Origin of the sequence: Macrococcus epidermidis, assembly GCF_003259695.1 — a bacterium.
In the GTDB taxonomy this organism is placed as follows: Bacteria; Bacillota; Bacilli; order Staphylococcales; family Staphylococcaceae; genus Macrococcoides; species Macrococcoides epidermidis.
The window spans coordinates 173,685-189,210 of the sequence record NZ_PZJH01000003.1 but is presented as its reverse complement, the minus strand read 5'-3'; the positions used below and the strand labels follow the sequence as shown (position 1 = coordinate 189,210).

The window sequence follows — 15,526 nt, the reverse complement described above, 5'->3', positions numbered from 1 at the left end:
TGTACAGTATAAAATTAAAAACGCAGAATAATAATTATTCTGCGTTCTATACTTATAATATTTTTGTATTTACGACTTCCAGCAGCAAATCTTCATCCTTAATCTTGAATACTTTTTCTGCCATCGGAAACAGTACATTTTCCTCTTTATACATATGTACCATACAGATTTCATATCCTTCATTTAAATCCTGCATGATTAAAGGGATGTCATCTACTTCGTAGTTCATTATTTTCGTCACTTCTAAAAAGTGATCAAAGTACTGCATCATCTCATCATGTTCTGCTTCTATCGTAATAATCGGACCTTGATCTGTTCCGATATATGAACCCAGGATTGGAAAGAAGAAGCGTGATTCTTTTTCCTGATGTTTAATCAATACAGGAATGAATGCTGTTATCAATTTACGTATGTTGTTTACATGTTCAAAACGCGCGAGCGGTGCGCATGTTTTAACAATTTGCATTTCACTAAACCATTCATGCATTAAACTTCTAATGAGCATATGCTCATTTTCTAATATGCGTAATGCTTTCATCTTCGTCTGGAATTGTTGCATATCTACACGTCCTAAAAATCTAATAATTTTTTCTTTAAAGCATATTCTACTAGTTCAGGCTTTGACTTTAAACTCAACTTATCCATGATTCTTGCCTTATGTGCTTCGACTGTCTTTACAGATACAAAAAGCATCTCTGCAATCTCTTTATTACCATAGCCTTTAGCGATGAGTGGTAAAATCTCTAACTCTCTTTTAGATAGTATTTTTAAGTGATCATTTTTTGCTGAGTATTCACTATCATGATGAATGAGCTCATGAACAAGTGAGGTTGCCATCTTCGGATCAATATAAGTATCTCCAGCATAAACTGTCTTTACTGCCTGAATGAGTTCTTCATCCGGCGCATTTTTTAATATATAGCCATTGGCGCCATTCTTTAATACGTGAAATAAATACTCATCATCATCATACATCGTAAGAATCAATATTTTAGTATCAGGAAAGGCATCTTTAATTTTGCCGGTTGCAATTAATCCAGATTCTCCTGGTGGCATGCTTAAATCCATAATCAATACATCCGGTTTATGTGTTGCTACAACTTGAAATGCTTCTAATCCATCAGCAGCAGTTGCAACAACTTCCATGTCTTTCTGATAGTTAAGAATCATGGAAAAACCAGTTCTGACCACCGCATGATCATCAGCAATTACTATTTTCATGTTACTCCCCCTACAGTGGAATGGTGAGTGTTACAAAAGTCCCCTTACCTTTCTCACTGTTAATTTTTACAGAGCCGTTCACGATTTCTGCACGTTCCTGCATTCCAAATAAACCTAGCCCTGTGCCTTTAGGTGTCTGTCCAATCTCAAATCCATCTCCATTGTCACTAATTTCTACAATCAGTTCATCTATTTCTTTTTGAACTAATACGTTCACCACATCAACATTTGCATATTTTAAAGCATTAAGTATCGCTTCCTGTGTTATACGGTAAACTGCAGTTTCTATTTCATTTGAGAAACGCTCTGACTGTATGTTTGTATCAAACTGGACATCTAAGCCATAGTTCTTCTCTAATTGTTTGAAGTGCGAGCGAAATGCTGCAACGAGACCGAGATCATCAAGTGAGGAAGGGCGTAATTCAAGCGATAAATTCCGAATATCATTCATCAGTCGTGACATCGAACCTTCCATGAGCTGTATATGTTTATTTCTATCTTCATCATCTTTATATTTCAGCAATCTTAAATCAACCACAACATTGAGTAGTTCCTGAACTACACTATCATGCAATTCTCGAGAAATTCTTTTTCTTTCATTCTCTTGTGCATTGATAATTTTTTTTGTGATTGTTTTTTGATGTAGCATCTTCTGCGTTCTAAGTTGTGGCGACACATTTTGTAATGTAAGGACTTTCACATTTGGTGCATTCTGAAGTACTACAAAAGATGCTGAGTATGCAACAGGTTCTCCAATTTCATTCTTCAAAAAGAGTTGAAACGATTGATTATTTTTATCTTCTTTCATAAAACAATTCATACAGGTCATCAATGCATGTTCATTCGTATAACCCATACAAGTTGAACAAAAACTTTCAAGTAACGCATCTAAATTCTTTTCGTAATTTAGTACACGTTTAGCAGCATCATTCATCGTAATAATTGAGTTGTCCGCATTGATGAAAATGATTAATTCTTCCGTATCATTGTAATAATATTTAATCAGTTCTTCTAATAAATTCTGATTAAATCGATTCATACTAAGTGACACTATTAATCACATCCTTACGATAAAATGCACCCAACCCTTTATCTAACTCACGATTAATTGTTTCATAAACTTCCAGATTGAATGGACGTTGTTCTCGATTACCGACAAGTAGTACGGCTGCTACTTTATTATATTTCCATAGTGGAATAGCCATAAAATTAGTCAGCTTCTCAAATCTTACTATCGGAAAGTCAAAAATATGCGTTGCGATACTGCTCGTTGAAATATCTAATTCTATCCAGGAACGGCCGGATTTGAGCACAAATCCGGCGATACCTTTCCCTTTTTGGAGTTCAATTTTTTTATATCGTTCGTTTGTAGCACCAGATACAAATGTCCAATGTATATCTGTCTGTAAGATTAGATCAGAGGGCATTGCAAGGCCAACAAAATCTACATTTAATTTATCTTTTAATTGATTAACTTCATCCTGATAATTATAGTGTATTGCTTCCATGCTACCTCTCCTAACCGTTATCTATGTTTACGATAAATAATATGACTACGACCCACATAGTTTACCGGCACACTCCACACATGTACAAGTCGTGTAAATGGCCATAATGCTGTAATTAAGAATCCAGAGATGACATGCAGTTTGAATGCTAGTGGTACATTTAACATAAATTCTGCCTGAGGTCTAAGAATTAACAAACCTCTAAACCATTCTGAAATGGTCGCACGATAATCAAAATCTGGCGTTGTAGCATTAGTTACAATTGTTGAATAACAACCTAAGAATACAATCAATAATAACAATAAGTTTACTAATATGTCTGATGCAGAACTTAAATGTCTTACATTTTGATTCGTGATACGTCTTGCTGTTAATAATAACATACCGATTAACGTTACAATACCAAAAATACTTCCAATGTATACCGCTCCGATATGATAGATATGATCATTTATACCAATTGCTCTTAACCAGTTTGCAGGAATGCCAAGTCCGACAATATGTCCCATAATAACGGGAATAATACCTAAGTGAAATAGAATACTACCCCACATCAATTGTTTCTTTTCTACAAACTCACTTGATTTTGCAGTCCAGGAGAACTGATCATACTTAAATCGGAAAATATGACCGATGATAAATATAGCAATACATGCGTATGGAAAGATTACCCATAGTAATTGACTAAGCATGTGATGTCACCTCTTTTTCGTCTACTGATAGACACGCTTTACAAGTTTCACGAATAGCAAGGATTAAATTGTAGTATGGACTTTGAATCTTCTCTAAAGCACTAAGTAAATTGTAAGTACCATCTTCAATAACCATAAGTACTAGCTGCATACTTTCTTCAGCACGATCATCACCACGCCATTCTGCTGCATAAATAAATTCACACATTAATGGTAAAAAATCCGATAGCTCAGATGACGGCATTTCTAAACCGAACATTTCATATAATACTTTTAATCGTGCGAGCATTTGTCCGCGCTCTTTTTTGTCTTCGAACTTCACGAATGTCATATATAGTGTCGTCTTCTTCTCAAAATCGAATGTAGACGTATAGACTTCCTGTATTTCTGACAGACTAATTTCATGCATATCTTTCCAGTATTGGTTGACTGCTTCATAAGCTGGATGATTGTTATCAAACACACCTTCAAAAGCTTTAGGATGGAAGTTTAATTTTTCAGGATAAACGAGTTGGTGGCTAAAAAATCCGAATGACTTTTTATACTCGTATAATTTATTTAAATCAATCACGCCAAATGCCTCCGTAGAAGTTATCTTCATACACTTCTTTTCCTGATTTACCAGCTGGTACTGGTCCACAACCATCACAATCTGCTCCGAAGTTGTCACTTGTATAACCTTCGCCACCTTGAGCGCTATACGTATTTACATAACCTTCTTTATGTGATGTTGGAACGACGAAACGATCTTCATGTTTAGCAATTGCAAGTAAGCGATACATTGCTTTTACTTGTTGTGCTGTTAAACCAACACGATCAAGTCTTGATTCATCGAAATCTTTACCGCTTGAAATTGCTCTCATATAACTACGCATCATGGCCATTTTTTGTAATGCGCGCTTCACTGTTTCAGCATCTCCTGCTGTCAGCATATTCGCTAAATATTGAATTGGTAAACGCATTTCTTCGATTGCCGGGAAAATCATATCCGGATTTTTAATTGAATCCTTTCCTTCAAAGTAGTTCATAATCGGACTAAGTGGCGGACAATACCAAACCATTGGTAATGTACGGTACTCAGGATGTAATGGAAATGCCAGTTTATATTCAATTGCTAATTTATAGACTGGAGAATTTTGCGCTGCTTCAATCCATTCCTGACTAATACCATCACGCTCAGCCTGAGCAATTACTTCTGGATCAAACGGATCTAAGAATAAATCAAGTTGAGATTGATATAAATCTTTTTCATCTGTAACGGATGCTGCTTCTAATACTTTATCTGCATCATACAATAACACCCCTAAGTAACGCATGCGACCAGTACAAGTTTCCGAACATACTGTCGGAAGACCTGCTTCAACACGTGGGAAACAGAATGTACATTTTTCTGCTTTATTTGTTTTCCAGTTGAAGTAAACTTTTTTATACGGGCAACCTGTCATACAATAGCGCCATCCGCGACATGCATCCTGATCTACAAGGACAATACCATCTTCATCACGTTTATACATTGCACCACTCGGACAACTTGCGACACAACTTGGATTTAAACAGTGTTCACATAAACGTGGTAAATACATCATAAACGTCTGTTCAAAATTAAATTTGATTTCTTCTTCGATTTTTTCAATGTTCGGATCAGTTGGACCAGTAATATGAGCACCTGCTAAATCATCTTCCCAGTTTGGTCCCCATTCTAAATCCATTTTCTTACCTGTAACTAGTGATTCTGCACGTGCAACTGGAGAGTGCTTTTTCTCTTTTGCATTCGTTAAATCTGCATAGTTATACGTCCATGGTTCATAGTAATCTTTCATTTCCGGCATATCAGGATTGTAGAAGATCTTACCTAAAGCAATCTTAGAAAGTTTTGAACCAGATTTCAGCTCTAACTTTCCTTTACGACTCAATTGCCATCCACCTTTATATTGCTCCTGATCTTCCCAACGTTTCGGATAACCGATACCCGGTTTCGTTTCTACGTTGTTAAACCACATATATTCAGCACCCGGACGGTTTGTCCATGTCGTCTTACATGTCACACTACATGTATGACAGCCGATACATTTATCTAAATTCATCACCATTGCAACTTGAGCTTTAATCTTCAAGCCAATCAACCTCCTTCATCTTACGAACAGCAACGTAAACGTCACGTTGGTTTCCGATTGGTCCGTAGTAGTTGAATCCATAACTAATTTGCGCATATCCACCAACAAGTTGCGTTGGCTTTAAGTGAATACGTGTCGGTGCATTATGTGAACCACCACGTGTATCTGTAATTTCTGAGCCTGGTGTTTGAATATGTTTATCTTGTGCATGATACATAAACATTGTGCCACGTGGCATACGGTGAGAAACAACCGCACGTGCTGTTACTAAACCATTTCGGTTATATACTTCTAACCAGTCATTATCATAAATTTCATGACTTGCTGCATCTTCGTTGTTGATCCAAACCGTTGGACCACCACGGAATAAAGTTAACATGTGAAGGTTATCCTGATATGTTGAGTGAATATTCCATTTACCGTGTGGCGTTAAGTAACGTAACACTAAACTATCTACGCCACCTTTAATCTGTTTATCCTTCGTACCGAATACCATAGGTGGTAATGTAGGTTTATACACTGGTAAAGCTTCACCAAGTTGCTGGAATACTTCATGATCGATGTAGTAACTTTGACGTCCAGTTAACGTTCTAAAAGGTACTAATCGTTCAATATTTGTTGTAAATGGTGAATAACGACGTCCTAATTTATTAGAGCCCGGGAACACTGCTGTCGGAATTACTTCACGTGGTTGTGCAGTAATATTTGCAAAGGTAATTTTTTCTGCTGCACGTTCTGCTGAGATATCTTTTAATGCCATACCTGTCTGTTCTTCTAAATCAGCATATGATTTTTGAGATACTTGGCCGTTCGTTGCAGATGATACATTTAAGATCACGTCTGCAACACGTTTTGCTGTATCAATTCTCGGTTTACCATTTTTCACTGTATCATCTTCATACGTTCCTACCATCGAACGTAACTCATCGTATTGTTCTTTAACGCTGAAAGCAACACCATGGGCACCGACTTTACCGTTTTCAAGTAATGGTCCAACTGATACGTATTTATCATAAACATCTGTATATGTTCTATCTACCACTGCAAACCCTGGCATTGTCTTACCTGGAATCGGTTCAACTTCACCTTTTGTCCAGTCGCGAACAATACCCATTGGTGTTGAAATTTCTTGTTGTGAATCGTGAGCAAGAGGTGCTGTTACGACATCTTTAAACGTACCTGGTAAATGGCGTTCTGACATTTCAGAGAATGTCTTTGCAATTGATTTGTAAATATCCCAGTCACTTCTAGATTCCCAAAGTGGATCAACCGCTGGGTTGAATGGATGTACGAATGGATGCATATCTGTTGAAGATAAGTCATGTTTTTCGTACCATGTTGCTGCCGGTAATACGACATCGGCATATAAAGGTGTTGTCGTCATACGGAAATCAAGTGCTACCAGTAAATCTAATTTACCTTCAGTATCTTCTCTCCAAGTGATTTCTTCTGGTTTCTCACGTTCATTTGGTTCTGCAAGCAAGCCGTGTTTCGTACCTAATAAATGTTTCATGAAGTATTCTTGACCTTTCGCTGAACTTGAAATTAAGTTTGAGCGCCATACGAATAATGTTTTCGGGTGGTTTTGTTTCGCATCAGGATCTTCTACTGCAAATTTTGTTTCACGTGATTTCACAGATTCTACAGCACGTTTCAACACTTCTTCATTCGTGAAGTTTCCTGCGTCACGTGCATCTTCGCCAAATAACAGACTGTTCTTATCGAACTGTGGATATGATGGTAACCATCCTAAACGGGCTGCTAATACATTATAATCAGCAGGATGTGTAAATTTTACGTTTTCAGCTAAAGGTGATGTTAAAGTATCAACACCCGCTTCTTCATATTTCCATTGGTCAGTCGCAAAGTAGAACCAGCTTGTCGCATTTTGTAGACGTGGTGGTGCTGACCAGTCTTTTGCGAATGCGATTGTTGACCAGCCTTCAATTGGACGACATTTTTCTTGTCCAACGTAATGTGCCCAACCTCCGCCATTTACACCTTGTGTTGCACAAAGCGTTACTAAGTTTAATACTGAACGATAAATCGTATCTGAGTTAAACCAGTGGTTTATACCTGCACCCATGATAATCATTGAGCGTCCACCAGTATCAATTGCATTTTGTGCAAATTCACGTGCAATTTGAACAACCACTGATGGTTTAACACCAGCTACTTTTAATTGCCATGCTGGTGTGTAGATTGAAGTTTCATCGTCATAACCTTTCGCTTCTAAATCCGTATTGAATCGATTAACACCGTATTGAGATAACATTAAATCATAAATTGTTGCAACGTATTTTGTTTCTCCATTTGCTAATGTTACTTTCTTTGCAGCAATCGGACGTTTGAATGTTCCGTTGCCTGCATTATCAAAGAATGGGAACACAATTTCAACAACTTCATGTTCATTATCTTTAATCGTCATTGATGGATCAATTTTCGTACCATCTGCTGTTTCTAATTTAATATTCCATTTCACATCTTTTTCCCAACGTTGTCCCATTGTTCCATTCGGTACAACAATTTGTTTGGAAATATCATCGAATACCACAGGTTTCCATTCGCTATGTTCACTTGTGTCACCTAAATCACTCGAACGTAGGAAACGGCCTGCTTTTAAAGTGTCTTCATGTTCATCTAACATTATTAAGAAAGGCATATCTGTGTATTGTTTTGCGTAATTAATAAACATCGGTTCTTGTCTTTGTTCATAGAACTCATCTAAAATAACGTGCGTCATTGCTTGCGCAAGAGCAGCATCTGTACCTGGGTTTGGTGCTAACCAGTTATCTGCGAATTTTACGTTTTCAGCATAGTCTGGTGCTACAGAAACAACTTTTGTCCCTTTGTATCGAACTTCAGTCATAAAGTGAGCATCTGGTGTACGTGTTAATGGTACGTTAGAACCCCACATGATAATATATCCTGCATTGTACCAGTCACTTGATTCCGGTACATCTGTTTGTTCGCCCCAAATTTGTGGTGATGCTGGTGGTAAATCGGCATACCAGTCGTAGAATGATAACATTTCTCCACCAAGTAATGAGATGAAACGTGCCCCAGCTGCGTAACTGATCATACTCATGGCTGGAATCGGTGTAAAACCTGCGATACGGTCTGGACCGTATTTCTTGATTGTATAGATTAGTTGAGATGCGATCAGTTGCGTCACTTCTCTCCAATTAACACGTACATGTCCACCCATACCACGTGCCTGCTTATAGCTACGTGCTTTTTCTGGATCTTCAACAATTGATTGCCAGGCGCGAACAGGGTCTCCGTGTTCTTCTAAAGCTTGTTGCCAAAGGCGCCATAATACACCACGTACATATGGAAACTTAATACGTAATGGTGAGTATTCATACCATGAGAATGATGCGCCACGTGGACAACCACGTGGTTCAAATTCAGGCATATCAGGACCACATGAAGGATAATCAATTTGTTGATTTTCCCATGTGATAATGCCGTTTTTCACAAATACTTTCCATGAACATGATCCTGTACAGTTTACTCCGTGCGTCGTACGTACTACCTTATCGTGGCTCCAGCGTTGTCGATACATCTTCTCCCATTCACGACTCTTCTCTTCTAAAACTGACCAATTGCCATTAAATCTTTCTGTAGGTTTAAAAAAACGTAATCCCGTACCAATTGCCATTCATAACACTCCTTTAATTGCAGTTTTGCCCTCTTACCATAGATTATGAAACGTTTCACAAATGATTACTATTGGGGATTTCCCTAAGCATGTAGGGGAATCCCTAGGACAAACAATTGTAGGAGCAAGTCTATTACAGCATATAATTTTTAAATGTACTGTAATATAATATGTATATAGGAGTTGATTGAATGAGTCATGAAGTATATCAACATAGAAAAATGATGAAATATATAGATGGTAAACTTATAAACGTTGAGGATACAATTGCGAATGAATTTCCCTTGACGTTATATGTGAATAGAGAAGAATTCGCTACAATTGTATGTACACCGAAATATTTAAGAGAACTTACAATGGGATTTTTAGCATCTGAAGGCGTCATTAGAAAACATAGTGATATAAAAAATTTTCATCTTGATGATTCTAAAGGATTATGTCATATCGAATTAGCACATGAAGTGGATACAACGCAAAGCCAGTTTACGAAACGCATGATCAGTTCATGCTGTGGCAAAAGTCGCCAGTTTTATTTTGTCAATGATATGAAAACGTCAAAAGTTGCTACGACAACACGTTCAATCAAACCTGATGAAATTTTTCATTTGATGCATACGATGCAAAGTCAAAGTACAGATTTTAAAGTGACTGGCGGCCTACACAATGCTGCACTCAGTGATGGACAAGATTTCTACTTACACCGCAATGATATCGGTCGCCATAATGCACTCGACAAACTGTACGGACACTGTATATTAAATAACATCTCGATTAAAGATAAAATACTCATCTTTTCTGGCAGAATTTCTTCAGAAATTTTAATAAAAGCTTCTAAAATTGGCGTCGGTATAATATTAAGTAAATCTGCTCCTACTGATTTAGCAATAGGACTTGCAGAAGACTTAAATATTACTGCTGTAGGTTTTGTACGAAATGATACATTTAATGTTTACAGTCATCCTGAAAGAATAATAACTGAATAAATAAAGTAGAGGACTTAATCATTAAGTCCTCTACTTTATTTTAATTGAATCGTACCAGCTAACTTTAGCTGTCTGCCATATGTCACTTTATATTCAATCACGTCGTTTGCCTGAAATAGATCAAGGAATAGTCGTTCGTGTACGAACACCTCATTTTTGAACGTTGCCTGGTTAGAAATCACTTCGGGAACATTGAGTAATGTTATTACTTTATGCATCACTAAATTACCAGGTACTTTCTTTTCTATTAATGCATCATCCGAATCTTCAGCAACTGCATCTCGGTATTGTTTTAATTCATCCAATGTGATTTGAAACTGCATGAGACACCTCTTCTATGTAAGTTGATATCACCGTTGCTTTCAGTACATCATCAAAATAATAATTTAATTCGTATGTATATTGATCCACATGTTTAATCGTTCTTTGATCTATCAGCTTAATTTTTACCTCATACGTTTTTTCTACTTCTAGTTGGTTTTGTGTAATCAACTGTTTAATATGCTGACAACTTTTTCTTTCCTGATGGTATTTTGAAATATACCATGGTTTTATCAATAACACATCAGGCACTCTGAAATCTTTTCCATTCATTATTTCCACATCTTTACGAGAAAAGCGCATTGCTATCGTTTCCAATTTATTTCCCACTCTCTTATATATATTTCTTAAATCATAGGAAAAACGTAATAAATATGTATATGATTATCATCATATTAACATGTATAATGTAATATTTCCTTTTCTATACAAGAAAAAAAGTTTACGCATATTAATTTATGCGTAAACTTTTTTGAATAGATGGGTTATTACGTAACTTTACAGCAAGTATTGCTGCAATCAGTGCTTTTATACAATCACCAGGGATAAATACCATCACTGATTTAAGCGCAGTGAATAAATCCTGCTTTAAATTAAATGCCATAAACGTACCACCGATTAAATTACATAAAAATGCGCCAATTAATGCGTTAATCAGGAACACTTGCCACACTTTTGGAGACTTCATACGTTCAACAAATAGTCCGATTAAAAAAGCAATCAGTGTGAACGAAAGAATGTAACCTCCCGTCGGACCAAAAAATAAAGCAAAACCACCACGGCCACCTGACAATACTGGTAGTCCAATAGCTACTAAGATTGTAAAGATAAGAACAGATAACCCTCCTAATCGACTACCCAATAAACAACCCGCTAAAATAAAACCTAAATTCTGAAATGTAAATGGTACTGGAATACCTGGAATACTTATTGGTGGTAATAAGCCTAAAACAGCAATTAATGCGGTAAACATGCCGACAATGACCAAATCTTTTGTTTTCATAATCATCCTCTTTTCTGACAGAATAATCTTATTATAGCAATAGTGTTAACCTAAATAAATAATAAGTTTACAATTGTAATTAAAAAGCTGAGACATCAGTCTCAGCTTGAAATAATTTATTTTTCTAATTTTAACAATGCTTCTTTTAATACTTTTCTTTGGTGCTCTAAAGAAATTGGATCATTGAACCAGAAATCTTCCGCATCATATTGTACGACTTTATTATTTTTTACAGCATCCATGTTTTTCCATACTTTAGACTCAGTTACTGTATTTGAAATTTTGCCTGTATCACTAGATACAAGTACGATATCGCCTGCGTAATCGCCTAAACTTTCAGCAGAAACTTTTTTCCAGCCTGTAGGTTTAACATCTTTCGTAATTTTATCCTGCATGTTTAAATCAAAAGCCTGATAGATAATTTCTGATCCACGACCCCAGTTATCTCCGTATACATATATTTCTTTTTGGAAGAACTGGAAGATAGAATACGTTTTATCGTCTCCTAAATGTTTCTTTATCTCTTCACCATCTTTTTTCGTTTCTTCTTTCCATTGATCCACAAAAGCTTTCGCTTCTTTTTCTTTACCGACAATTTTACCTAATAATTCATGCACATCTAAATAGCCATGCTTTGTATACGTAAAAGGAATTGTTGGTGCAATTTTAGCATATTTTGAATTATCCTTATCAGTATCGAACGTTAAGATTAAGTCAGGTTTCAATTTAATAATTTTTTCAATTTCACCCGCATTTAATTTTTCTACACCTTTTAATTTAGGTTTTAAAATGTCTGATTGGAATGCATACTGATCAGCACCTACTGGTTTAACACCTAAATCTAATAGATTTCCGACATAACTTGCGCCCATTACTACAATTCGTTTCGGTTCTTTCGGAATCTTGATTGTCTTACCATTATCTAATTTGAAATCTACCATTTCCGCTTTCCCTGAAGTGTCTTTTGATTCTTTTTTATCACTCGTACCACCACATGCTGCAAGTACCATAATACATGCGATTAGTAACGCTAAAAACTTTTTCATTTTCCATCCTCCTAATTGAGATTGATTATCAATACCATTTAATTATAAATGCTTTTAGAAATTAATCAAATGTTATTTTCAAATTAAAATATATCAATTTTACACAAAAAGAATAGACTTGGGCATCCAAGTCTATGCTTTACGCAATATTTTATTCACTATCATTCTTTCTACAGCATCATCCATCGGTGGATTATGAAGACCTGCACGCATTGAGCGATATAATCGTTCCATAACACGTGTTTGCTCTAAACTTTTCGCACCGAAAATACGCATACTCAAATCAATTACTTGTAGTCCATTATTGACGACAATATATTTTGCGAGCCCAAATGTTTCCCCTAAGCCATCTGTTTTACCTGCTAAATGCATATCACATGCATGATAGATAAAGTGACGTGATTGCATATTTAATATTTCCATTTTTGCTATTTTATCCTGAATATGTGGAATTTCAGAAATAGAAGTATCGATAGAATTGGGTTGATAGTGCATGCTGAAGTTTACCGCTTCATCTACAGCGCGCTCTGCCATACCGAGATAAATGGCAGGGATATGCATTAACCATGTATTCGGTCGACGTTCGCGGTTTACTTCCAGCAAATAATTTTTTGGTATCGTAACATTATTAAATATAATATCGTGACTCGCTGTCGCCCGCATGCCCACCATATCCCAAGTATTCACAATTTCAATACCTTCTAAATGACTCGGCACATAATAAAAGCACATCGCTTTAAGTTCTGGATCAAAGGCACCTACAATAAAATGTGTAAGTCGCTCACTCATAGAGGCGAATGTTTTCGTACCGTTTATCACATATTTATCATCGATGAGTTGCGCATTCGTACTTGGTTTACCACCTCTTGTCGGACTACCCATTTCACTTTCTGACACTATGCGATTCGTTATGGCACCTTTATGAATATCATCAATAAATTCAGTTATCATTGTTTCTGGCCATAAATCACCTTCAAACACTTCACCTACAATACCGAGATGCCATCCAATCGATAATGCCGTTGATTCATCGAGCTGTGCGAGTTGCGCTTGTATATAAATCAGTTCTTTAATATTAGCACCCATACCACCATGTTCTACCGGAAGTGTTAATTTGTGATAATCATGTGCAATGAGCCAGTCTATCAATTTATGATTGAGTTCAGCATAAAAATCTGCATCTCGTGCACTCTTCTCAATCCATTCTTTATTCTGATGAAATAGATCACGCCATTTTCTTTCTAATTCTGTCTCTAAAAACAATGTTTCTTCCACTTCACTCACCTCAAATAATAATACTCATTCGGCCTGCATTCTCGTATCTTTTCTCTAATGTCTTTCTTTTCACTTTTATTAATTGTTGCTTCATCGGAAAAAGTGCCGGAAGTTTAATCCATCCAAATTTTGCCCATAATGGATCAATCATATAATAGTATTTATCATCCATACCTACAAGTAACGTAATATGTATATTAGATACGAATTCCAGCATTCGTCCTTCAACTTTAAATTCTCTCAAAATGGGCTCAACTTTAAAATGTGTGGCATAAAGTACGACAGAGTGATTATTCAAAATTGCTTGTTCTAATTCTGCCATTGATTTTCCCGTACTATCTTGCGCTGTATAATAAGGTTTTAAATAATCCACCATCACGTTCGGAAAGACAGTTTGATGCCGGTCCGTTTTGATGATGCGTTTCGGTCCAACATAGCCTTTAAAAGGATTTGTTTTATGTTTCGGAATTTCAGCTAAAATCTTTCTTGCAGATAATTTAACACCTTTGTATCTTAATCCCATCGACACTGCTACTGCTTCACATCCTAATAGATAAAAATGAGGAAACCACTGTGTCTTCGGTTTAATATTAAGTATTAATCTATTCATTATCATCGCCGCCTGTCTCTTCTTATCTGTAATTAAATAGCAAATTCCATGAATAATCAAATATATTGTTCACACAAAAAGAGAGACTTTCGTCTCTCCAATAATGTATTAATGGCTATTTCACTTTTTGTGCTTTTGCAATAATTTCTTTAATATATGAAGCAGAATCATGCAGTAATTTTAATTCTTTTTCATTTAACACAACTTCTAACTTTTGTACCACACCATCTTTACCTATTATTGATGGTATACTGAAGGCGACATCTCCACTGTAACCATATTCTTTGTCAATTACTGTACAAACCGGAAATACACTTCTTTCATCAAGAATTACTGCTTTTGCTAACGTTGCAGCTACTTTTGCAATTCCTGCATTCGTGTACCCTTTATAGTTAAGTACATCATTCGCTACCTGCACAACGTAATCCTTTATTTCATCTTCATTTATTAATTCTTTGCCTACGATTTGTGTATATTCACTTATTGGAATACCATCAATCGTAATCTTAGAAAAAGCAGGAAAAGCAGTCATTCCATGTTCACCTAACATATTGGCCTGCACGCTTTTAGCATCGACATTATAATAATCACCAATTACACTGCGTAGCCTTGCTGAATCTAAAGTTGTACCTGTCCCAAAGATTTTTTCTTTTGGATAATCAAACTCAGTCTGAGCAATATACAGTATTGTATCAAGCGGATTTGTAATGATGATAACAATCGCATCTTTTGTAACTTTAGTAATTTGCCCCATAACATCACGGATAACGCGTGTACTTGCTTCAGTTAATAGCGTTCGATCTGGTGCTTCTGATCCTTGTTGAATACTTTCTCCAGCTGCAATAATAATCACATCTGCATCGTTTAAATCTGTAATGCTGCCACCTTTTATATTCACATTATTTGTACTATATAATGAACGGGTATGTTGATGGTCTAGTGCTTCTCCGTCAGAAAGATGTTCAATAATATCAATGCCTACAATTTCGCGAAATATTCCGAGTTGAATGACTTCTGTTAATACTTGTGAGCCTACATGTCCTAAACCTACTATTCCAATTTTACTATTCATATATTTACCCTCCATCG

The 15,526-nt window shown here is 36.1% G+C and carries 16 protein-coding genes; 1 reads left to right on the top strand and 15 read right to left on the bottom strand.

Annotated elements, in window-relative coordinates:
• Positions 1–52: 52 nt before the first annotated feature.
• Genes BHU61_RS08695 through BHU61_RS08660 form a run of 8 tightly spaced genes read right to left on the bottom strand, consistent with a single transcriptional unit; the run spans position 53 to position 9,199 of the window.
• The gene (locus BHU61_RS08695; RefSeq protein WP_111716202.1) at positions 53–559 is read right to left on the bottom strand and encodes a hemerythrin domain-containing protein; all 507 of its coding nucleotides are present in this window, start codon (positions 557–559) and stop codon (positions 53–55) included.
• An 11-nt stretch (positions 560–570) separates the two neighbouring features.
• Positions 571–1,221, bottom strand: a complete 651-nt coding sequence (gene nreC, locus BHU61_RS08690) for a nitrate respiration regulation response regulator NreC (protein WP_111716200.1) — start codon at positions 1,219–1,221, stop codon at positions 571–573.
• 10 nt (positions 1,222–1,231) lie between these two features.
• Positions 1,232–2,272, bottom strand: a complete 1,041-nt coding sequence (locus BHU61_RS08685; protein WP_338066931.1) for a sensor histidine kinase — start codon at positions 2,270–2,272, stop codon at positions 1,232–1,234.
• Positions 2,262–2,729 (bottom strand): GAF domain-containing protein, encoded by a 468-nt coding sequence (locus BHU61_RS08680; RefSeq protein ID WP_111716198.1) that lies wholly within the window; start codon positions 2,727–2,729, stop codon positions 2,262–2,264. Before BHU61_RS08680 ends, BHU61_RS08685 begins: the two co-directional genes overlap by 11 nt.
• Before the next feature lie 17 nt (positions 2,730–2,746).
• Positions 2,747–3,421 (bottom strand): respiratory nitrate reductase subunit gamma, encoded by a 675-nt coding sequence (gene narI, locus BHU61_RS08675; protein WP_086037887.1) that lies wholly within the window; start codon positions 3,419–3,421, stop codon positions 2,747–2,749.
• Positions 3,414–3,992: a nitrate reductase molybdenum cofactor assembly chaperone gene (gene narJ / locus BHU61_RS08670; protein ID WP_111716196.1), complete on the bottom strand. Its 579-nt coding sequence runs from the start codon at positions 3,990–3,992 to the stop codon at positions 3,414–3,416. The genes narI and narJ overlap by 8 nt, the downstream gene beginning before the upstream one ends.
• Positions 3,985–5,535 (bottom strand): nitrate reductase subunit beta, encoded by a 1,551-nt coding sequence (gene narH, locus BHU61_RS08665; RefSeq protein ID WP_111716195.1) that lies wholly within the window; start codon positions 5,533–5,535, stop codon positions 3,985–3,987. Before narH ends, narJ begins: the two co-directional genes overlap by 8 nt.
• Positions 5,525–9,199, bottom strand: coding sequence for a nitrate reductase subunit alpha (locus BHU61_RS08660; RefSeq protein ID WP_379883842.1), 3,675 nt, complete (start codon positions 9,197–9,199; stop codon positions 5,525–5,527). Before BHU61_RS08660 ends, narH begins: the two co-directional genes overlap by 11 nt.
• A 191-nt stretch (positions 9,200–9,390) precedes the next feature.
• Between BHU61_RS08660 and fdhD the strand changes: the two genes are divergently transcribed.
• Positions 9,391–10,182 carry a formate dehydrogenase accessory sulfurtransferase FdhD gene (gene fdhD / locus BHU61_RS08655; RefSeq protein WP_111716193.1) on the top strand — a complete coding sequence of 264 codons (792 nt, stop codon included), beginning with the start codon at positions 9,391–9,393 and terminating at the stop codon, positions 10,180–10,182.
• Positions 10,183–10,217: 35 nt separating this feature from the next.
• Here fdhD and BHU61_RS08650 read toward each other — a convergent pair whose 3' ends face one another.
• The 7 genes from BHU61_RS08650 to BHU61_RS08620 form a co-directional block, all read right to left on the bottom strand.
• Entirely contained in the window at positions 10,218–10,505 is a 288-nt protein-coding gene (locus BHU61_RS08650) for a hypothetical protein (protein ID WP_111716191.1), read from the bottom strand.
• A complete protein-coding gene (locus tag BHU61_RS08645; protein ID WP_111716189.1) occupies positions 10,480–10,821 on the bottom strand; it encodes a hypothetical protein in 342 nt (113 codons plus the stop codon). The genes BHU61_RS08650 and BHU61_RS08645 overlap by 26 nt, the downstream gene beginning before the upstream one ends.
• Before the next feature lie 133 nt (positions 10,822–10,954).
• A complete protein-coding gene (locus BHU61_RS08640; RefSeq protein WP_111716187.1) occupies positions 10,955–11,506 on the bottom strand; it encodes a biotin transporter BioY in 552 nt (183 codons plus the stop codon).
• 116 nt (positions 11,507–11,622) lie between these two features.
• Positions 11,623–12,552: an ABC transporter substrate-binding protein gene (locus BHU61_RS08635; RefSeq protein ID WP_111716186.1), complete on the bottom strand. Its 930-nt coding sequence runs from the start codon at positions 12,550–12,552 to the stop codon at positions 11,623–11,625.
• Between the two features lie 132 nt (positions 12,553–12,684).
• Complete coding sequence (locus BHU61_RS08630) at positions 12,685–13,827, bottom strand: acyl-CoA dehydrogenase family protein (protein ID WP_111716184.1); 1,143 nt, start codon at positions 13,825–13,827, stop codon at positions 12,685–12,687.
• A gap of 10 nt (positions 13,828–13,837) precedes the next feature.
• Positions 13,838–14,437, bottom strand: a complete 600-nt coding sequence (locus tag BHU61_RS08625) for a C39 family peptidase (RefSeq protein WP_170122515.1) — start codon at positions 14,435–14,437, stop codon at positions 13,838–13,840.
• A gap of 115 nt (positions 14,438–14,552) precedes the next feature.
• The gene (locus BHU61_RS08620) at positions 14,553–15,509 is read right to left on the bottom strand and encodes a lactate/malate family dehydrogenase (RefSeq protein WP_111716181.1); all 957 of its coding nucleotides are present in this window, start codon (positions 15,507–15,509) and stop codon (positions 14,553–14,555) included.
• Positions 15,510–15,526 lie beyond the last annotated feature (17 nt).